General features: G+C 64.9%; 18 protein-coding genes. 9 read left to right on the forward strand and 9 right to left on the reverse strand.

What is annotated here, in order from left to right:
- Positions 1-31: 31 nt before the first annotated feature.
- The gene (locus tag B7G52_RS05955; protein ID WP_096696720.1) at positions 32-1327 is read left to right on the forward strand and encodes an acyl-CoA dehydrogenase family protein; all 1296 of its coding nucleotides are present in this window, start codon (positions 32-34) and stop codon (positions 1325-1327) included.
- 35 nt (positions 1328-1362) lie between these two features.
- Here B7G52_RS05955 and B7G52_RS05960 read toward each other — a convergent pair whose 3' ends face one another.
- From B7G52_RS05960 to B7G52_RS05980, 5 genes are all read right to left on the reverse strand, one after another.
- Positions 1363-1896 carry a GNAT family N-acetyltransferase gene (locus B7G52_RS05960; RefSeq protein WP_096696721.1) on the reverse strand — a complete coding sequence of 178 codons (534 nt, stop codon included), beginning with the start codon at positions 1894-1896 and terminating at the stop codon, positions 1363-1365.
- Positions 1897-1928: 32 nt separating this feature from the next.
- Positions 1929-2978 (reverse strand): serine/threonine protein kinase, encoded by a 1050-nt coding sequence (locus B7G52_RS05965; protein WP_096696722.1) that lies wholly within the window; start codon positions 2976-2978, stop codon positions 1929-1931.
- A 123-nt stretch (positions 2979-3101) separates the two neighbouring features.
- Complete coding sequence (locus tag B7G52_RS05970; protein ID WP_096696723.1) at positions 3102-4187, reverse strand: DUF2855 family protein; 1086 nt, start codon at positions 4185-4187, stop codon at positions 3102-3104.
- A 225-nt stretch (positions 4188-4412) separates the two neighbouring features.
- The gene (locus tag B7G52_RS05975) at positions 4413-4832 is read right to left on the reverse strand and encodes an organic hydroperoxide resistance protein (RefSeq protein ID WP_096696724.1); all 420 of its coding nucleotides are present in this window, start codon (positions 4830-4832) and stop codon (positions 4413-4415) included.
- A gap of 58 nt (positions 4833-4890) precedes the next feature.
- A complete protein-coding gene (locus B7G52_RS05980; RefSeq protein WP_096696725.1) occupies positions 4891-5340 on the reverse strand; it encodes a MarR family winged helix-turn-helix transcriptional regulator in 450 nt (149 codons plus the stop codon).
- A 116-nt stretch (positions 5341-5456) separates the two neighbouring features.
- Between B7G52_RS05980 and B7G52_RS05985 the strand changes: the two genes are divergently transcribed.
- Positions 5457-6416, forward strand: coding sequence for an SAM-dependent methyltransferase (locus B7G52_RS05985; RefSeq protein WP_096696726.1), 960 nt, complete (start codon positions 5457-5459; stop codon positions 6414-6416).
- Between the two features lie 107 nt (positions 6417-6523).
- Here the strand turns inward: B7G52_RS05985 and B7G52_RS05990 are convergent, their stop codons facing one another.
- From B7G52_RS05990 to B7G52_RS06000, 3 genes are all read right to left on the reverse strand, one after another.
- Positions 6524-7345 (reverse strand): ABC transporter permease, encoded by an 822-nt coding sequence (locus B7G52_RS05990; protein WP_096696727.1) that lies wholly within the window; start codon positions 7343-7345, stop codon positions 6524-6526.
- A complete protein-coding gene (locus tag B7G52_RS05995) occupies positions 7345-8256 on the reverse strand; it encodes an ATP-binding cassette domain-containing protein (RefSeq protein ID WP_096696728.1) in 912 nt (303 codons plus the stop codon). The genes B7G52_RS05990 and B7G52_RS05995 overlap by 1 nt, the downstream gene beginning before the upstream one ends.
- A gap of 71 nt (positions 8257-8327) precedes the next feature.
- Positions 8328-9155, reverse strand: coding sequence for a siderophore-interacting protein (locus B7G52_RS06000; protein ID WP_096696729.1), 828 nt, complete (start codon positions 9153-9155; stop codon positions 8328-8330).
- 209 nt (positions 9156-9364) lie between these two features.
- Here B7G52_RS06000 and purT point away from each other — a divergent pair, with 209 nt between their 5' ends.
- The 5 genes from purT (at position 9365) to B7G52_RS06025 (ending at position 14659) form a co-directional block, all read left to right on the forward strand.
- Positions 9365-10591, forward strand: a complete 1227-nt coding sequence (gene purT, locus B7G52_RS06005) for a formate-dependent phosphoribosylglycinamide formyltransferase (RefSeq protein ID WP_096696730.1) — start codon at positions 9365-9367, stop codon at positions 10589-10591.
- 35 nt (positions 10592-10626) lie between these two features.
- Positions 10627-11730, forward strand: coding sequence for a mechanosensitive ion channel family protein (locus B7G52_RS06010; protein ID WP_371328997.1), 1104 nt, complete (start codon positions 10627-10629; stop codon positions 11728-11730).
- Positions 11731-11811: 81 nt separating this feature from the next.
- Complete coding sequence (locus tag B7G52_RS06015; RefSeq protein ID WP_096696732.1) at positions 11812-12744, forward strand: LysR substrate-binding domain-containing protein; 933 nt, start codon at positions 11812-11814, stop codon at positions 12742-12744.
- Positions 12745-12861: 117 nt separating this feature from the next.
- Positions 12862-13617, forward strand: coding sequence for an SDR family NAD(P)-dependent oxidoreductase (locus B7G52_RS06020; protein WP_096696733.1), 756 nt, complete (start codon positions 12862-12864; stop codon positions 13615-13617).
- Positions 13618-13666: 49 nt separating this feature from the next.
- Positions 13667-14659, forward strand: a complete 993-nt coding sequence (locus B7G52_RS06025) for a tripartite tricarboxylate transporter substrate binding protein (protein WP_096696734.1) — start codon at positions 13667-13669, stop codon at positions 14657-14659.
- Positions 14660-14694: 35 nt separating this feature from the next.
- Here the strand turns inward: B7G52_RS06025 and B7G52_RS06030 are convergent, their stop codons facing one another.
- Complete coding sequence (locus B7G52_RS06030) at positions 14695-15633, reverse strand: LysR substrate-binding domain-containing protein (protein WP_096696735.1); 939 nt, start codon at positions 15631-15633, stop codon at positions 14695-14697.
- A gap of 153 nt (positions 15634-15786) precedes the next feature.
- On the opposite strand from B7G52_RS06030, the gene B7G52_RS06035 reads away from it, so the two are divergent.
- Entirely contained in the window at positions 15787-17058 is a 1272-nt protein-coding gene (locus tag B7G52_RS06035) for an ABC transporter substrate-binding protein (RefSeq protein ID WP_096696736.1), read from the forward strand.
- 106 nt (positions 17059-17164) lie between these two features.
- A complete protein-coding gene (locus B7G52_RS06040; RefSeq protein ID WP_096696737.1) occupies positions 17165-18040 on the forward strand; it encodes a branched-chain amino acid ABC transporter permease in 876 nt (291 codons plus the stop codon).
- Positions 18041-18046: the final 6 nt, after the last annotated feature.

Here is an 18046-nt window from a genome sequence, read left to right on the forward strand (position 1 = left end):
ACAGCGCCTTGCTCCACTCGCACAATGCTTCATGGACTTCAATCACTCGCCCAAGGCCCTGGCGCTGCGCCAGCAACTCGAAGCCTTCATGCAGCAGTACCTGCTGCCCTACAACGCGGCCTGGCACCGCTCGGTGCAGGAGGGTATTTATCCGCCGCCTTTTCTCGAAGACCTCAAGGCGCTGGCACGCGAGGCGGGCTTGTGGAACCTGTTTCTGCCGGGCCTGCAGGAGGATGAACCCGGCACGCGCCTGGGTCACCTTGACTACGCGCCACTGGCCGAAACCATGGGCCGGCTGCCCTGGGCTGCGGAGGTGTTCAACTGCAGCGCCCCCGACACCGGCAACATGGAACTGCTGCACCGCTTTGCCACACCCGAGCAGCGCGTGCAGTGGCTGAGGCCCTTGCTGGAAGGCCGCATACGGTCGGCCTTTGCGATGTCCGAGCCCGACGTGGCCTCGTCCGACCCGACCAACCTGCAGACCACCGTGCGGCGCGAGGGTGGCCAATTGGTGCTCAATGGCCGCAAGTGGTTCATCACGGGTGCGGCGCACCCGAACTGCCGGCTGCTGGTGGTGATGTGCCGCAATGACGAGGCGCAAGGCGGGGGTGACCCGGCCGGGGCGCACCACCGGCACAGCATGGTGCTGGTGCCCATGGACACGGCGGGTCTGCAGGTGTTGCGCAATATTTCCGTGGTGCATCACCATGCGCCCGAAGGGCATTGCGAAATCCTGCTGCGCGACGTGCGTGTGCCGCTGGACCACCTGCTGGGCGGTTGGGGCGAGGGTTTTGCCATGGCGCAGGCACGCCTGGGGCCAGGCCGGGTGCACCACTGCATGCGCACCATCGGCCAGTGCGAGCTGGCCTTGGAGCTGGCCACGGAACGCACGCTGGAGCGCCAGGCCTTCGGCAAATACCTCTCGGATTTTTCCAACGTGCAGGAGTGGATCGCCGAGTCGCGCATCGAGATCGACCAGGCGCGTCTGCTGATCCTTCACGCGGCCTGGGCGCTTGACGAAGGCAAGGACGACGCGGCACAACTGCGCGCGCGCGTGGCCGCCATCAAGGTGGTGGCCGCCCGGCTGCAGACGCGGGTGGTGGACCGTGCCATGCAGGCCTTCGGTGCCATGGGCCTGTCACCCGATACCCCGCTGGCCTATTTCTGGACCTGGGGCCGGGCCCTTCACCTGATGGACGGGCCCGACGAGGTGCATTTGCGCACCGTGGCACGGCATGAGCTGGCGCAGGCGAAAGCGCGCGCGGGCAGCACCGCCGCCTACTTCACCACACCCGAGCAACTGCAGGCGACGCCGCGCATCCGTTAGCGCAGCGGCTTTGTCCTTACCTGCGGTAAGTTGTCTCAGCTGGCAAGTACGCGGTAGAAGTAGGTGGTGTCGCACGGCTCGCCGTTCGGGAAAAGCGCATAACCCGGAATCACACCGCAGCGTTGCCAACCCAGCCGGGTATAAAGCCGCTCGGCATCGCCGCTGGCGGTGTCCAGCACCAGCAGGGTTTTGCCGGAGTCGCGCGCGACCTGCTCGGCGGCCTGCATCAGCGCTTCACCCAGGCCCTGGCGCCGCGCCCGGCGATGCACCAGCATCTTCGCCACGTCGCCCCGGTGCGGCTGGTTCTCGGGTTGGTCCAGCAGCACCTGCACGGTGCCCACGATGCCTGCGGCATCTTCGGCCACCAGCAGCGCCCGTTCACCCCGGGCCGCGCTGTCCGCCACACCGCGCCAGAAGGCCAGTGCCCTGGCCATAGGCAGAGGATGCATGAAACTCACGGAGGCGCCGCCTTCCACACAATCGATCAGCAGCCCGGCCAGCGACTGCAACTGGCCGTCGGTGACGGCTTCCAGGCGGTGAATGGCGTGGGCAGAGGATTCGGCGGGCATGGTTTCTCCCGAAAATGGAATTAGAACAAGGCTTACGCCACCAGCGGCGCCTCCTGCATGGCTTCCGTCTGTTCTTCCAGCATGTCGACCTGGCCTTTCCAGTAGTCGCTGGAGCCGAACCACGGAAAGTTGATCGGAAAAATCGGGTCGTGCCAGCGCTGCGCCAGCCAGGCGCTGTAATGCACCAGGCGCAGGGTGCGCAGCGGTTCGATCAGCGCCAGCTCGCGGCGGTCGAATTCGCGGAACTCTTCGTACCCGTCCACCAGCGCGCCGAGCTGCTGCAGGCACTGCGCGCGTTCGCCGGATAACAGCATCCACAGGTCCTGCACGGCCGGGCCGCTGCGCGCGTCGTCGAGGTCGACAAAGTGCGGGCCGGCACCTTCCAGGCCCTCGGGCGTCCAGAGGATGTTGCCGGGGTGGCAGTCGCCGTGCAGGCGCAGTGTGCGGATGTCTCCCACGCTTTCAAATACCGCTTGCGCCACGTTCATGGCTTCTTCAAAGGCCTTGAGCCAGCGCGACTCCATGTCCAGCGGCAGGTGGTTGCCGGCCAGCAGCAGGTCGCGGCTGGCAAAACCGAAGGTCTGCAGGGTCAGCGCAGGCCGGTGTTTGAAGGGCTTGGCGCTGCCGACCGTGTGGATGCGCGCGAGAAAGCGGCCTATCCATTCGAGTACGCTGAGGTCCTCCAGCTCGGGCCGCCGGCCACCGCGGCGCGGCGACACGCTGAAGCTGAAACCGTTGAAGTGGTGCAGGGTGCTGCCGCCCAGCGCCAGGGCGCCCACGACCGGAATTTCCGCGGCCATCAGTTCGGCGGCAAAGTCATGTTCTTCGAGAATCTGCACGTCGCTCCAGCGGCCGGGTCGGTAGAACTTGACGACCACGATGTCACCCGCTGCAGATCCCGCGCCCGCCGGCGCTTCCAGGTGGACCTGGTAGACGCGGTTTTCATAACTGGACAGCGCCATCAGCCGGCCGTCGCCATGCAGGCCCACGCTGGCCAGCGCGTCCAGCACCACGTCGGGCGTGAGTTTTTCGTAGGCATGGACGGCCTCCGGGGTCGGCGCAGCCAGGGGTTGTTCGGTCATGCCCTCATTGTCGTTGCAATCCGGAGCTGCCCCGAGATTTCAAGTAAAAAGTGGCTCCAGCCCTTGATGTGTATGCGCAAGCAGCTATTTAAATGATAGCAATCAGGTGGTACCCCAGCCGCGTCACAGCATCAGGATATGCCCGATACGCGGGTCGCCCTTGCCGGCCAGCACCTGCTGGTAGGCCGCGGCGACGGCGTCGGCACCCTGGTGGTGCTGGGTGATCAGCCAGGGCGAGGGCGCTTGTGTCGCGCGCAGGCTGAACGATTGCCAGGCCTGCACCAGACGCTGGCCCAGGCCTTCCGCGCCCCAGTCAGCGCTGCGTTTCTTGATCTGCGCCGGCGCAAAAAACAGCGTGGCGCGTGGCCCCGGCAGATCCCGGGCACCGCCCAGCTCGGCCACATGGGTGCCGCCTATGGAGCAGCTGTACTTCAGGTTCGCAAAGCGGCTGTGGATGGCAAGGCGCAGTGCGGCGTTGCCGGCAAAGTCCACATAAATGCACGGCGTGTCGGCGGAAAGCTGGTCGAGCTGGTCATAGGTCAGCACCCGGCTGTAGCAGCCCAGGCTGTCGCAAAAAGCCACATTCGCCGGCGAGGTCAGCCCGATGACCTCGATGCCGGGGCGCTGGGCCAGCTGGAAGGCCGTGCCGTAGGCGGTCTTGCTGGAGGCGCTGGACAGCAGCATGGTCTGCGCGCCGAAAAAATCGTTGTCGGCCAGGAAGTCGTCAATCAGGAAAGAGGTGATGAACAGCGGCCGCAGCAAAGCCTGGATGTCTTCGGTGGCGGGTGTGTAAAACGGGTCGGCGCTGCAGCGCAGGTACTGGTTGTAGACCGCGTGCAGTTCGCGCCGGTGCGGTGCGCCGTCGTGAAAGCCGGAGGTGTTCAGGCGCGCGGGGGTGAGCACGGTGGCCGAGGCCATGGGGTAGTAGCCGTAGAGCCGTTCGCCCACTGCCACGCCCGGGTGCAGCGACTGCACCACAGTGCCAAAGCCCCAGACCGGAATGGTGCCCCAGCCGTCTTCGCCGGTGGGAAAGAACTGCCAGTAGGCCATGGCGTCGCCAAAGGCAGCGTAGGTGATGTTGTTGGAGGTCAGCGCAAAGGATGCGACACGCACGCGAACCTGGCCGTCAGCAAGCGGGGCATCTTCAGTCGTTTCCAGCCGCGTGTTGGCCAGATCGTTTTTGCGAACAAGAAGGGTGGTGGTGCTCATGCAAGCACTTTAGCGAAAAAGCCCGCCGGCTCAAGGCCGGCGGGCCGCTTTGGCGACAGTTGCCGCAGGTGTCCTGCAACAGGCTCAGGACGATCGGATGAGAAGTGGGCACCGCAGAGGACTCTCCAACCAAGCAGGGGCCGCGGATCTGGCTTTGCCAGTCCGCAGGCGCAGCGGCCCCCCCGGGGGGCAGGGAGCTACACGCAGTGAGCGACCGTGGGGGCTCTACTTCAGCGTGATGGTCACGTCGATGTTGCCGCGGGTGGCGTTTGAGTAAGGGCAGACCTGGTGCGCGGCGTCGACCAGCGCCTGGGCGGCGGTACGGTCCATGCCCGGCAGGCTGATGTCCAGACGAACAGCGATGCCGTAACCGGCGGGGATTTTGCCCAGGTCCACGCTGGCGTCAATGCTCAGGTCGTCAGGCAGCGTGATCTTTTTCATGCCGGCCACGGCCTTCATGGCGCCGATGAAACAGGCGGAGTAACCGGCCGCAAACAGCTGCTCGGGGTTGGTGCCGGTGCCGGCGGTGCCGGGCGAGCTCAGCGTGACGTCGAGGCGGCCGTCGTCGGTTCTGGACTTGCCGTCACGGCCGCCGGTGGTGTGGGCGTGGGCGGTGTAGAGGACTTTTTCGAGGGAGGTGGTCATGGGGATTTCCTTGGAGAAATGCTTCGGGCATGAAGCGGGTAAAAAAAAGGGAAGGGGTTTATGCGACCAGCCGCTGGCGCAGGGCCTGCACCTGCTGGGTCAGCGCAACCAGTTCGGGAATGGCGCATTGGGTGGCGCTCAGGATGCAGCCCGGAATGCTGGCGGCCCGGCTCTTGAGCTTGCGGCCCGCAGCGGTCAGGGTGATGTGGACGCGGCGCTCGTCCGCCGCATCGCGCAAGCGCGAAACCAGGCCCGACACTTCCAGGCGCTTGAGCAGCGGCGTCAGCGTGCCTGAATCCAGGAACAGGCGCTCGCCGAGCTCGCTCACCGTGAGGCCGTCCTTTTCCCACAGCACCAGCATGGCCAGGTACTGCGGGTAGGTCAGCCCGAGCTCGTCGAGCAGAGGCTTGTACAGCTTGGTCATGGCCAGCGAGGTGGAATACAGCGCAAAACAGAGCTGGTTGTCCAGCAGCAGCATGGCGTCGGTGGGAGCGGATTTGCCTGTCATGGGTTAAATTATTGCACACAATTAAATTGTGTGCAATTTAATTGAAAATCATGCCTCCGCTGATTCCTTGCTGCGGCTTCAGCAGCGCATGGCGCCGCCCACTAAACTGGAGGGCCATGCAACACCCTCCCACCCCACGCGCAGGCAAGCCCGCCCGCCAGACGCCGGCCCGCGCCACACCGCCGGCCAAAGCCGTCCAGGTCATTGAAGAACTCCGGCCGGGCCAGTCCATCGAGCTGCTCAAGGAGCTGCACATCCTCACGCGCGAAGGCAAGCTCAACCAGGACACGCGGCGCAAGCTCAAGCAGGTCTACCACCTGTACCAGTTCATCGCACCGCTGCTGGAGGAAGTCTCGGCCAAGGGCCGGCCGTTCACCCTGGCCGACCACGGGGCCGGCAAGTCCTACCTCGGCTTCATTCTTTACGACCTGTTTTTCAATGTCGCGCATCCCGGCGAGAAGAAGGGCGGACATATCTACGGCATCGAAACCCGTGCCGAGCTCGTCGACAAGTCGCGCGCGCTGGCGCAGCGCCTGGGTTTTGAACGCATGACTTTTCTCAACCTGTCGGTGCAGCAGGCCACCACCTCGGACCAGTTGCCGGCGCAGGTGGACATCGTCACCGCCCTGCATGCCTGCGATACCGCCACCGACGATGCGATTGCCTTCGGCCTGCAGAAACAGGCGCGTCACATGGTGCTGGTGCCCTGCTGCCAGGCCGAGGTGGCCGGCGTGCTGCGGAAAAACAAGGCACTCAGTTTGTCGAAGACGCCGCTCGCCGAACTCTGGCGCCACCCATTGCACACGCGCGAATTCGGCAGCCAGATCACCAATGTGCTGCGCTGCCTGCAGCTCGAAGCCCATGGCTACGATGTCACGGTGACCGAACTGGTGGGCTGGGAGCATTCGATGAAAAACGAACTCATCATTGCCAGCCAACCGCCATCGCCCAACGCTGCCAAAACCCGTCAGGCGCAGGCGCGGCTGCAGGAGGTGCTGGCCGAACTGAACCTCGGTGAACTCACGGCACGTTTCGCTTTGCCGGCCGGTGGTGAGGCGTCAGCCAGCGCAAGCTGAACAGCCTGACAGCGCAAAGAATTGCTATCAATTGAATAGCTGATTCCGGCCGCCTGGTAAGGGCTGAAAGCCAAAAACGTTCAAGGTTTTTGGTGGAATACGCCATCTCAGGCCTTGAACCGCTTGCGTGTCAGCGCCAGCGCCACCCAGAATCCCGCCACGGTGTAGCCCACCAGCACCAGCCCGTGCCGCCAGGGCGAAGCCGGCCACTGGTCCATGAACATGGGGCGGATGATCTCCACCGCGTTGGTCAGCGGCAGCCAGTCGGAGATGACGCGTACCAGCGGCGGCAACTGCTCGCGCGGAAAGAAGATGCCGCTCAGGAACATCATGGGCGTCAGCACCAGCGTGAAGTAATAGGTGAAGAAGTCGTAGCCCTTGGCCAGCGCGTTGAAGATCAGCGCAATGCACGAAAACATCATGCCGACCAGCAGCAGAATCGGCCAGGCCAGCAGCAGCTTGGGGCTGTGGCTGATGCCCAGGGCCAGCATCACGCCGAGGATGGCCGTCACGGTGAACAGCGCCTTGAAGGCGGCCCAGAGCATTTCGGCCAGCAACACGCTGTCCAGGCTGATCGGGGCATTCATGATGCCGTCCCAGGTTTTCTGCACATGCATGCGCGAAAACGCCGAATACAGCGCCTCGAAGCTGGCGGCGTTCATGGCGCTCATGCAGATCGAGCCGCTGGCCAGGAACAGGATGTAGGGGACCTTGGCCGCGCCGTCGCCGCCCACGCTGACTTCGCCGACCAGTGCACCCATGCCGTAGCCAAAAGCCACCAGCCACATCAGCGGTTCGGCAATGTTGCCGACCAGGCTGGGAGTGGCCAGCTTGCGCCAGACCAGCAGGTTGCGCATGAAGACGGGCCACCAGCGCGCTGACAGGTCTGGCGCTCTCCAAATGGACGGGTTTGAACTGTGGCTGCTCATCACGCATCCTCCCTGATCTGACGACCGGTCAGCTTGAGGAACAGGTCTTCCAGGTTGGCGGGCCGGTGCAGGGTGCGCAAACTGCCGTGGGCCGCCAGCTGGTCCAGCAGCGGGCGGGCGTCCTGGGTGTAGAAAAACACGGTTTCGCCGCTGACCTCCACCCGCGCGGCCAGCGCGCCATTGCCATAGACCTCGACCACGTCGGGCTCCAGATGCTGCGCAATCAGCTCGCGCGGTTTGCCTTCGGCGATTTTTTTGCCGTGGTCCAGCACCAGCAGGCGCGAGCACAGGCGCTCGGCCTCGTCCATGAAGTGGGTGGTCAGCAGAATCGACTTGCCCTGCTGCAGCAGCAGTTGCAGCCGCTCCCACATCAGGTGCCGCGCCTGCGGGTCCAGCCCGGTCGTGGGTTCGTCGAGCAGCAGCAGGCTCGGGTCGTTGACGAGGGCGCGCGCCAGGCTCAGGCGCCGCTTCATGCCGCCCGACAGTTCGCCGGGCTTGCTGCCGGCCTTGTGCGACAGCGAAGCAAATTCCAGCAACGCCGGCACGCGGGCACGCACCTGCGCCGCCTTCATGCCGAAATAGCGGCCATACACCTGCAGGTTTTCGGCGCAGCTGAAGTCCGGGTCCAGGGTGTCGAACTGGCTGACCACGCCCAGTCTGGCCTTGATCGCCAGCGCGTCGTCGGGCATGCGCAAACCGCGGTCCTCGCCGCCTGCAAAATAGCTGATGTCGCCGGCATCCGGCGCCGTCAGGCCCAGGCACATGCGGAGTGTGGTGGTTTTCCCGGCGCCGTTGGGGCCGATCACGCCCAGGCATTCGCCAGGGGCAATCTCGAAGGACAGGTCGTCCACGACCACAGCGCTGCCGTAGTGTTTGGTCAGGCCCCGGATCTGGAGCAGGGGAGGGTTCATGCGGCTATTGTTGCCCACCTGCGCTGGGCTATGGCCGCGGAACGGGACAGCGGCTGACCGGACACCCGGGTTCAGGCGTCCTCGCCGTAGTCGTGATCGGGGTGGTTGACCACGTCCAGTTTCCAGTACCCCCGGGCCACGATCTGGCTGCGGCTCACGCTCAATTCGGTGATCAGCATCTGGCGGATGCGCCGCATCGCCGCGGCCTCGCAGGCCAGGTAAACACGGGTTTCGGGGCCTATCGGCGCAACAGCATGCAGCGCCTTTTCCAGGGCTTGTCCGGCCGCGCGGTGGTCGGTGCCACGCGCCAGCCAGACCACGTCAAGCTGTGCTGCACTGTGCAGCGGCCGCTGCTCGGCATCGCTGATGACTTCCAGCAGCACCTGCGCGCGGGCGCCGGCGGGCAGGGCGGCCACAATGGTCTCGACTGCCGGCAGCGCGCTGTCATCCGCGATCAGCAGGTGCTGCGTGGCGGCGGTGTCCAGGGCATAGCCGGGGCCGGGCCCCATCAGGAACAGCACCTGGCCGAGGGTGGCCTGCGCCGCCCAGGTCGACGCCGGGCCTTCGCCATGCAGCACAAAATCGACATCGACTTCCAGCGCCTCGGGCCGCACCGCCAGCGGGGTGTAGGTGCGCATGGACACGGCGCGCGGGCCGTCAGGCAAGGGGCGGGTCGGTTCGGTTTGGCCCGGCTCCGGGAAGATCAGCTTGATATAGCTGGCGGGCCCGGCCGGGGCGAAGCCGTCGAGCTCGGCGCCCTTGAGCGTGATGCGGCGCATGGCTGGGCTGAGGACCTCGATGCGGCTGACTTCCACGCGGCGCGGCGGACGGCGCTGGCGTGCGGGCGCCGGGCTGGACTCTTCCTGCGGGCGTGCGGGAGGCGGGATGGGGTTGGTCAAGAAAGGCTTTCTGAAGAAGGGGGACGTCAATGAGAACCATTTTCATCCAGAACCCGCCCATCCGTGTTCCGTAGGGCCATCTGCCCAAGGGGCCGTGCGCCGGGGCCGGGCATGTTTCCGGGTGAAGTAAAGTGTTGGTCACGGCGCTTCGCTCCCGGCTCGTTTGTATTGCGACCTGTCCTTCGACCCATCCACCTCCTGCACATCCCATGACCACCTTCGGCACTCCCCTGTCCCCCCATGCAACCAAAGTCATGCTGCTCGGCTCCGGCGAGCTTGGCAAGGAGGTGCTGATCGCGCTGCAGCGCCTGGGCGTGGAGACCATCGCCACCGACCGTTATGACAACGCCCCGGGCCAGCAGGTCGCGCACCATGCACGCACCATCACCATGAGCGATCCGGCCCAGCTCAAGGCGCTGATTGAAAAGGAAAGGCCGCACCTGGTGGTCCCCGAAATCGAGGCCATTGCCACCCCCATGCTGGAAGAACTCGAAGCGGCGGGCGTGGTGCGTGTGGTGCCGACGGCGCGGGCTGCCCGGTTGACCATGGACCGCGAAGGCATTCGCCGCCTGGCCGCCGAAACCCTGGGCCTGCCGACCAGCCCCTATGTATTTTGCGACTCACTGGACGAGCTGCAGGCCGCCATCGACACGAAGATCGGCTACCCCTGCGTCGTGAAACCGGTGATGAGCTCTTCCGGCAAGGGGCAGAGCAAGATTTCCGGTCCCGCCGATGTCAAGACCGCCTGGGACCACGCCATGGCCGGTGGCCGCGTCAGCCACGGCCGCATCATCGTCGAAGGCTTCATCGACTTTGACTACGAGATCACTCAGCTCACGGTGCGCGCCATGGGCGCGAATGGGCAGATCGAAACCCATTTCTGCGAGCCCATCGGCCATGTGCAGGTCAGCGGGGACTATGTCGAGAGCTGGCAGCCGCAGCCCATGGCCTCCAGAGCGCTGCAGAAAAGCCGCGACATCTGCAAGGCCGTGACCGACAACCTCGGTATCGGCCATGACGGCAAGCCGGGCGGCCTGGGCCTGTTTGGCGTGGAGCTGTTCGTCAAGGGCGACGAGGTCTGGTTCAGCGAGGTCAGCCCGCGGCCCCATGACACCGGCATGGTGACGATGTGTACGCAGTGGCAAAACGAATTCGAGCTGCATGCGCGCGCCATTCTTGGCCTGCCGGTCAACACGGCGCTCAAAACCCCGGGTGCCAGCGCCGTGATCTACGGCGGCGTGGATGCGCAGGGCATCGTGTTTGACGGCGTGGCCGACGCATTGGGTGTACCCAACACCGACATCCGGCTGTTCGGCAAGCCGGAGAGTTTTGTCAAGCGCCGCATGGGGGTGGCGCTGGCCTTCGATGACGATGTGCAAACCGCGCGGGCCAATGCCAAACTGGCGGCTTCGCGGGTCAAGCCCCGCGTGGCTTGACGGGGACTTCCATGAAATACCCGGAACTGATGGAAATGCTGGCATGGGCGGAAGATTCGTCCCTGCGGATTCTGCTGGTTGCGGGTATTGCCGTGGTGCTGGCCCTGCTGGTGCATCGTGTGGGCCTGGCCCTGGCACTGCGGCTGACACGGTCCATGCCGGTCGCCGCGACGGTGGTCCGGCACTGCAGGGCGCCGGCCCAGCTGCTGCTGCCGCTGATTGCCCTGCAGGCCGTCTGGCAGGGCGCCCCCAATGACCTTGTGCTGATAGGCGGCGTGCGCCACGCCAATGCCCTGCTGCTGTTCACGGCATTGACCTGGCTGGGGCTGCGCGCCGTTCGCGGTGTGGCGCACGGCGTCACCGACCTGCACCCGGTTGATGTCGAAGACAACCTGCACGCACGCCGCATTCACACCCAGACCCGCCTGCTGGCCCGAACCGCGATGTTCGCCATCGTGCTGACCGGGCTGGCCCTGATGCTGATGACCTTCCCGGGGGCGCGGCAGTTCGGTACCAGCCTGCTGGCGTCGGCCGGCGTGGTGGGCCTGGTGGTGGGGATTGCCGCGCGGCCGATTTTCAGCAACCTGATGGCCGGGCTGCAGATTGCGCTGGCGCAACCCATCCGGCTCGACGATGTCCTGATCGTGGAGGGCGAGTGGGGCCGGGTGGAGGAGATCACCGGGACCTACGTGGTGCTCAAGATCTGGGACGAGCGCCGGCTCATCATTCCCCTGCAGTGGTTTATTGAGCACCCTTTCCAGAACTGGACCCGCAAAAGCGCCGGCATCATCGGCACGGTTTTCCTGTGGGTGGACTACCGCATGCCGATGGCGCCCCTGCGCGCCGAGGCGCAGCGTCTGTGCGAAGTGTCACCCGACTGGGACCGGCGCCTGTGCAAGCTGCAGGTCACGGAAGCGGGCGAGGGCGCCATGCAGCTGCGCCTGCTCGTGACCTCGGCCAGCTCCGGCCGGAACTGGGACCTGCGCTGCCAGGTACGCGAGGGGCTGGTTGATTTCATGCAGCGCGAATATCCGCAGCACCTGCCCTTGATGCGCGCCGAACTGGGTCGCGTGCCGGACCTGGACCAGGGGTCCGTCGGTGCTGCCGGGCGGGACCCATTCAGCCCTCTGCAGGCCTGACGCCTTGCTTCCGGACACGGTCCGGTGCGCCTTCCCCATGCGATGATGGGGTATCACGAAAACTGATGAAGGAGCTCTGCGATGGAATTGCGCCAGTTGCGTTATCTGGTTCGGGTGATCGAGCTGGGCAGCATCAGCCGTGCCGCGCTCGACCTGGACCTGGTGCAATCGGCCCTGAGCCAGCAGATCAGCCGGCTTGAAAGCGAGCTTTCCACCCGGCTGCTCCAGCGCAGCCCCAAGGGTGTGACGCCCACCGAAGCCGGGCTGGCCTTTTTTCGGGAGGCACAACTGGTGCTGCGCCACGCCGAGCAGGCGGCCCGTGCGGCGCAGCATGCGCGCCTGTCGGGCAGTGTCAGCGTGGGCATGGCACCCACCACTGCCGCAGTGCTGGGGTTGCCGCTGATTCGCGCCATGCGCGAGCGTTATCCGGACGTGCGCCTGCACATGGTGGAAAGCCTGTCCGGCCATTTGACCGGCATGCTCAATGCGCGCCAGCTGGACCTGGCCATGCTCTTCAACGCCCAGGCCGGACGCCGCTGGAGCGTGATGCCGCTGCTGGAGGAGAAACTGTTTTTGATCCAGTCGCGCCGCACCCTGGTGGGCAAGCCCCCCGTCCGCATCCGCATGGCGCAGCTTGCCGGGCTCCCGCTGATCCTGCCCACGGGCGTGCACGGCCTGCGCAGCACGCTGGACAGCGCTTTCGCCCGGGCCAAATGCAAACCGACGGTGGTGGCCGAAATCGACTCGCTGGCCATGCTGATGGATGCGGTGGACAGCGGCCTCGGTTACACGCTGCAGCCCTGGGCGGCGGTGAGCCGGTTTGCCGACGCAGCGCAGCGCTTCCATCTGACGGAGATCGCGGACACGCTGGCACGGCGCGTCAATTCGCTGTGCAGCCTGTCCGATGACGAGCTCTCGCCCGCAGGCTTGGCGGCGCGGGTGGTGCTGGCCGATTGCGCAACCGAGGCGGTGCGTTCCGGGCGCTGGGTCGGGGCGCGGCTGACCGGTGTCTGAACAGCTTTCCATCACGATTTGTGATGGCCGTATGCCGCTGGCCGGCTTTCCCTGAAGGTGTTTCAGCGCTAGAGTCCTGCGGAGAACACATACACACATTCGTCGCAAGGAAACACCATGGATTTGCAGCTTGGAGACAAAACAGCGCTGGTGACAGGCGCCAGCACCGGTATCGGGCGCGGCATTGCGCTTGCGCTGGCGGCTGAAGGCGTGCGCCTGGCGATTTCCGCACGCCGCGTGGCCTTGCTCAACGAGGTGGCCGACGAGATTGTCAGCCGCGGCGGGCACAGGCCGGTGGTCATCGCGTCCGACCTGTATGCCGAGGATGCCGCCAGGACCCTGACCGATGCCGCGATGGCTGGCCTCGGTCGCGTGGACATCCTGGTCAACAATGCGGGTGGCTCGCGTTCCTTCGCCGAGTTGCATGTCAGCGAGGATCGCTGGCAGGAAGCCATGACCCTGAACTTTCACCGTCCCCGGCAGGTGGCGCAGGCGCTGCTGGACCAGATGATGTCGCGCAACTGGGGCCGCATCATCAACATCACCGGCAAGAGCGAACCCGACCACGTCAATGGTGCGTTCTGCGCCAAGGCTGGCATCCACAGCTGGGCCAAGGGCTTGAGCCGCATGGTCGGCAAAAACGGCATCACGGTCAACAGCATTCCGCCCGGTCGCATTCACTCGGAACAGATTTTCCGCAACTACACGCCCGAGTACCGTCAGTGGCAGTGCGACAACGAAATCCCGGTGGGCCGATATGGTGAACCGGAAGACCTGGCCAACCTCGTGTGTTTTCTGTCGTCCCCCCTGGCCAGCTACATCACCGGTGCGGTGATACCGGTGGATGGGGGTTTGCGCCGATACCAATTTTGAGCCGTCCACACTAAGCTGCACAATCTTCGTTTCAGTGAGACCGCCAGCCATGCCTTCTACCCTTCTGACCCGACGCCGTATCCTGCAGTCCGCAGGTGTTGCCGCCTCCATGGTGGCCCTGCCGTCGCTGCATGCGCAATCCGCCTGGCCGTCCCGGGCGGTTCGTTTCGTCGTACCGTTCGCGCCCGGCGGCACCTCCGAGATCGTCGCCCGTTCAGTGGCCGCCGAGCTCAGCAAGCAGTTGGGGCAAAGCGTGTATGTCGAGAACAAGCCGGGCGGGGCTGGCACGGTGGCCATGCAGGAGGTTGCGAAGTCGGCGCCGGATGGCCACACCATCATCCTGGGCCATGTGGGCACGCTGGCGGTCAACCCCTACATGCTGAAAAACCAGCCCTACGATGTGAACAGGGATTTCATTCCTGTCACCCTGCTGGCCAAGGTACCCAACGTCTTCGTGATCCATCCCGATGTGCCGGCCAAAAACTTCCAGGAGTTTGTGGCCTATGTCAAAAAGAACCCCGGTCAGCTCAACTATGGCTCGGCCGGCAATGCCAGCGCCGGCCACCTGGCGATGGAATACCTCAAGCTGGTCACGGGCATGTTCATCACCCACATCCCCTACCGCGGCACGGGCCCGCAGCTGACGGATCTTCTGGCGGGGCGGACACAGGCCTCGTCGGCCGGCATGCCCGCATTGGGTGCCCACATCCGCAGCGGCAAGCTGCGTGCCATTGCCGTCGGCACCCAGCAGCGCATCAGTCACCTGCCTGATGTGCCCACGGTGGCCGAAATGGGCTACAAGGGTTTTGAAACGTCCCAGTGGTACGGCATCCTTGCGCCGGCGGGTACACCGCCGGAGGTCGTGAAACGCCTGCAGGAAGAATCCCTCAAGGCGCTCAAGTCCTCGGCCGTCACCGAGCGATTCGCCTCCGACAATGCCGTGGGCGGCGGCGGTCCTTCGTCCGAATTCGCCGCCTTCATTTCGAGTGAGCAGAAGATCTGGAGCGACATCGTCAAACGCGCCGGCATCAAGGCCGACTGAGGGCCCGGCCCGCCCGGCCAAGCCGGGCCGGCTGGTCAGTACAGAAGATCGACGCCTTCCCAGGCGCCTGACCCGACCAGCTGTTTCACGGTTTCCTTGAGCTCGGCGCGTACCGCCGCCGCCGCCGGGGAAAGCCGTTCCGGCACGACCGAATACAGGTAGTTCTGCCGCTTCATGTTGGCATCCGAAATGGCCAGGCAGCGCCAGCCTTGCCGCAACTGGCCAGCCAGCAGGGCGGCGGCCATGGGCTTGATGGTGGCCCCCATGCCCTCGTAAACACAGGCCATCAGCAGTGAAAGCGAATCGATCTCGGCAACCACCTGTGCCGTCAGGTTGCGCTGTTCGAACTCGGCCGTGATGCGGCGCCTGAGGCCATGAATGCCGGTGGGCAGGATCAGCGGCAGCTGGGCGGCCTCGGCGATGCTGAGCTTGACGCGGCGTTCGGCCACCAGGGTGCTGTGTGTCGGGAGCATGACAAACAGCTCCTCTTCAACCAGCGGGTCGGCAGGAAGTTCGGGAATGGCGTCGCGGCCGAAAAGGATCACCAGGTCAAGTTGCCCGAGCTGCATCATCTGCCGCAGGTGGCCGCTCATGCCTTCCACCACGTTGAGAACAATGCCCGGGTATTTCTCCCGGATCCTGCGCACAAAGGGCACACCCACCGCGCAAATGGTGGTCGCGGCCAGACCGACGGACACCATGCCGTGCACCGTGCCGGCTTCCTGGCGCGCCACCGACAACGCCTGGTCCAGCTGGCGCAGCATGAAGCGCGCGTGGTGGTGCAAGGCTGTGCCGTTTTCCGTGGGCGTGACGCCCTTGGAAGTGCGGATCAGCAGCGGTTTGCCCACTTCCGCTTCCAGCTTGGCGAGTTGCTGGCTGAGTGCCGGCTGCGCGATGTAGAGCTGGCGCGAAGCCTTGGCCAGGCTGCCGCTCTCGATGATCTGCACGAAATACCTGAGCTGCCTGAGGTCCATGGGTCTGCTTCGAAGTTTGTCTGGCTGACAGCATATAAGAAATTTGTATAGCCCATCTCGGAAAACGGTATTTTCCCTTTTTCAGTGGCCTTCCTAGAATTCGGCACCCATCAAAAATTTGGCCGCTTCGGTCAATAAAAAAGGAGACGACAAATGGAACATGAAGAAAAGGGTTGCGGTCCTGCATTGCAGTCGCCACAGCGACGCGGTGCATTGAAGGCAGGTGTTGCGATGGCGGGGGTGGCAGCGCTGGGGCTTCCGGCGATGGTCCACAGCCAGGTAGAAAAAATCAAAATCGGCCATCTGACGCCGCTCACCGGCTTCCTGGGTGCGCTGGGCGACTACGCCGTGCAGGGCATCAAGATGGCAGCCGAGGAGATCAACGCCGCCGGCGGCGTGATGGGCCGCCAGCTCGATGTCATCAGTGAAGACTCGGTCAATCCGCAGACGGCTTCCAGCAAGGCGCAGCGCATGATCGAGCGCGACAAGGTGACGGTGTTGATGGGCGAAATCAACTCCGCCTCGGCCCTGACCATTTCCCAGGTCGCGGCCCGCAACAAGACCTTGTTCATGAGCATAGGCGCGCGCTCCGACGCGCTGCGCGGCAAGGACTGCAACCGCTACACCTTCCACGTCGACATCCCGGTGACGGTGATGGTCAACGCCGCCGGCGAGGCGCTGCTGCGCGAGGGCCTGGTCAAGGGCAAGAAGATCTACGCCCTGACATCCGACTACCTGTTCGGCCATGACCTGTCGCGCCAGGCCAAGCGCTTCTTTGCGGCCAACGGCGGCACGGTGATTGGTGACGAGTTGGTGCCGACCGACCTGACCGACTTCAGCGCGCAGTTGCTCAAGATCCGGCAGGCCCGGCCCGACCTTATCGCCACCAATCTGGGCGGCAACCAGGTGACCAATTTCGTCAAGCAGTACGCCGAGTTCGGGATGCAGTTCCCGGTGGCTGGCTTCAACCTCAACACGGCCGACGCCTGGGCCGCCGGCGAGGGCAACCTGGGTGGCATCTGGCCGACGGTCTGGCACCATGAGCTCAAGACCCCGGGCTCGCAAGCCTTCGTGGAGAAGTTCACCAGGAAGTACGGCCGCATCCCTGAGAACCATGCCTGGATCGAGTACGTCTCGCTCAAGATGATGGCCCAGGCCATGACCGCCACCAAGTCGACCGACACCGAGAAGCTGATTGCCTATTTCGAGTCGGAAGCCCAGTTTGATGTGCTCAAGGCGCGCAAAGCCTACTTCCGCAGCTGGGACCATCAACTGATGCAGGAGGCTTATCCCTTCACCGTCAAGGCCAAGAGCCAGGCCAAAAACAAGCAGGACTTCCTGCAGTTCGGCGAGGCCGTGCCTGCAGCGGGCGAGCCGCTGGAAAAACTGGCGCCGCCAAAGTCGGAGAGTGCCTGCAAGATGTAGGCAGGCCGCGCGTTGATAACACCGGGGTGCCGTACAGGCGGTGCCCCGGGTTCCACCCGGGCCGATGGCGGTGCCGGCGTGTCTTCCACCTCCCCTCTGGACCCCCATGGAAATCATGTTTTTGCTCGAGCAGGTCGTCAACGGCCTGGTACTCGGCGGTTATTACCTCTTGCTGGCGCTGGGCCTGTCCCTGATCTTCAGCGTCGGCGGCATCGTCAATCTGGCGCACGGTGCCTTCTATGCGCTGGGCGCCTACCTGTCGCTGGAAGTCATCAAGTACGTCGGCTTCGGCGGCAGCATCTTCGTCACGCCCATGCTGGTGGGTCTGCTGGGCATCCTGTTCGAGCGCTACCTGCTGCGCCGCTTCTACACCGCCGACCCCATCCTCAGCCTGCTGGTCACCTTCGGCCTGGCCCTGGTGGCCGAGCAGGCGCTGCGCATGATCTGGGGCTCGGCCCCGCTGCCTTCCACCATGCCGCCCGAGTTCAAGGGCAGTGTGATTCTGGGCGACTTCATGTTTTCCAAATACCGGCTCTTCATCCTGGGCGTGGTGACCGTGGTCATGGCGGGCATCTGGCTGTTGCTGCACAAGACGGCTTTCGGGCGGGTGGTGCGCGCCGGTGTACAGAAGCCGGACATGGTGGCGGTGCTGGGCATCAAGCTACAGCCCTATATGACGGCCGTTGTCATGCTGGGCGTGGCCACCGCTGCCCTGGGCGGCGTGCTGTTCGGCCCGATTGCCATCGTGCATCCGGCCATGGGCATGGAGATCATGACCGTCGCCTTCGTGGTCGTCGTGATCGGTGGTCTGGGCAGCTTCTGGGGTGTGGTGCTGGCGGCCCTGCTGGTGGGCGTGGTGCGTGGCATCACCACCCACTTCCTGCCGGCGGCCAGCGAGGCCTCCATGTACGTGTTGATGTTCCTCGTGCTGATGTTCCGGCCGCGTGGCCTGCTGGGTGAGCGCATCGAGCGCTTCGAGTGAGAACGA

This window comes from Polaromonas sp. AER18D-145 (assembly GCF_002379095.1).
GTDB lineage: Bacteria > Pseudomonadota > Gammaproteobacteria > Burkholderiales > Burkholderiaceae_C > Polaromonas.

Excerpts from the sequence above, each read along its gene's own strand:
- B7G52_RS06020 (WP_096696733.1), top strand. The coding sequence starts at position 12,862 with ATGGATTTGCAGCTTGGAGACAAAACAGCGCTGGTGACAGGCGCCAGC.
- B7G52_RS05975 (WP_096696724.1), bottom strand. The coding sequence starts at position 4,832 with ATGACCACCTCCCTCGAAAAAGTCCTCTACACCGCCCACGCCCACACC.
- B7G52_RS05970 (WP_096696723.1), bottom strand. The coding sequence starts at position 4,187 with ATGAGCACCACCACCCTTCTTGTTCGCAAAAACGATCTGGCCAACACG.
- B7G52_RS06025 (WP_096696734.1), top strand. The coding sequence starts at position 13,667 with ATGCCTTCTACCCTTCTGACCCGACGCCGTATCCTGCAGTCCGCAGGT.
- B7G52_RS05965 (WP_096696722.1), bottom strand. The coding sequence starts at position 2,978 with ATGACCGAACAACCCCTGGCTGCGCCGACCCCGGAGGCCGTCCATGCC.
- purT (WP_096696730.1), top strand. The coding sequence starts at position 9,365 with ATGACCACCTTCGGCACTCCCCTGTCCCCCCATGCAACCAAAGTCATG.
- B7G52_RS05990 (WP_096696727.1), bottom strand. The coding sequence starts at position 7,345 with ATGAGCAGCCACAGTTCAAACCCGTCCATTTGGAGAGCGCCAGACCTG.
- B7G52_RS06010 (WP_371328997.1), top strand. The coding sequence starts at position 10,627 with ATGCTGGCATGGGCGGAAGATTCGTCCCTGCGGATTCTGCTGGTTGCG.
- B7G52_RS05960 (WP_096696721.1), bottom strand. The coding sequence starts at position 1,896 with ATGCCCGCCGAATCCTCTGCCCACGCCATTCACCGCCTGGAAGCCGTC.
- B7G52_RS06030 (WP_096696735.1), bottom strand. The coding sequence starts at position 15,633 with ATGGACCTCAGGCAGCTCAGGTATTTCGTGCAGATCATCGAGAGCGGC.
- B7G52_RS05995 (WP_096696728.1), bottom strand. The coding sequence starts at position 8,256 with ATGAACCCTCCCCTGCTCCAGATCCGGGGCCTGACCAAACACTACGGC.
- B7G52_RS06040 (WP_096696737.1), top strand. The coding sequence starts at position 17,165 with ATGGAAATCATGTTTTTGCTCGAGCAGGTCGTCAACGGCCTGGTACTC.
- B7G52_RS06035 (WP_096696736.1), top strand. The coding sequence starts at position 15,787 with ATGGAACATGAAGAAAAGGGTTGCGGTCCTGCATTGCAGTCGCCACAG.
- B7G52_RS05980 (WP_096696725.1), bottom strand. The coding sequence starts at position 5,340 with ATGACAGGCAAATCCGCTCCCACCGACGCCATGCTGCTGCTGGACAAC.
- B7G52_RS05985 (WP_096696726.1), top strand. The coding sequence starts at position 5,457 with ATGCAACACCCTCCCACCCCACGCGCAGGCAAGCCCGCCCGCCAGACG.
- B7G52_RS05955 (WP_096696720.1), top strand. The coding sequence starts at position 32 with ATGGACTTCAATCACTCGCCCAAGGCCCTGGCGCTGCGCCAGCAACTC.
- B7G52_RS06015 (WP_096696732.1), top strand. The coding sequence starts at position 11,812 with ATGGAATTGCGCCAGTTGCGTTATCTGGTTCGGGTGATCGAGCTGGGC.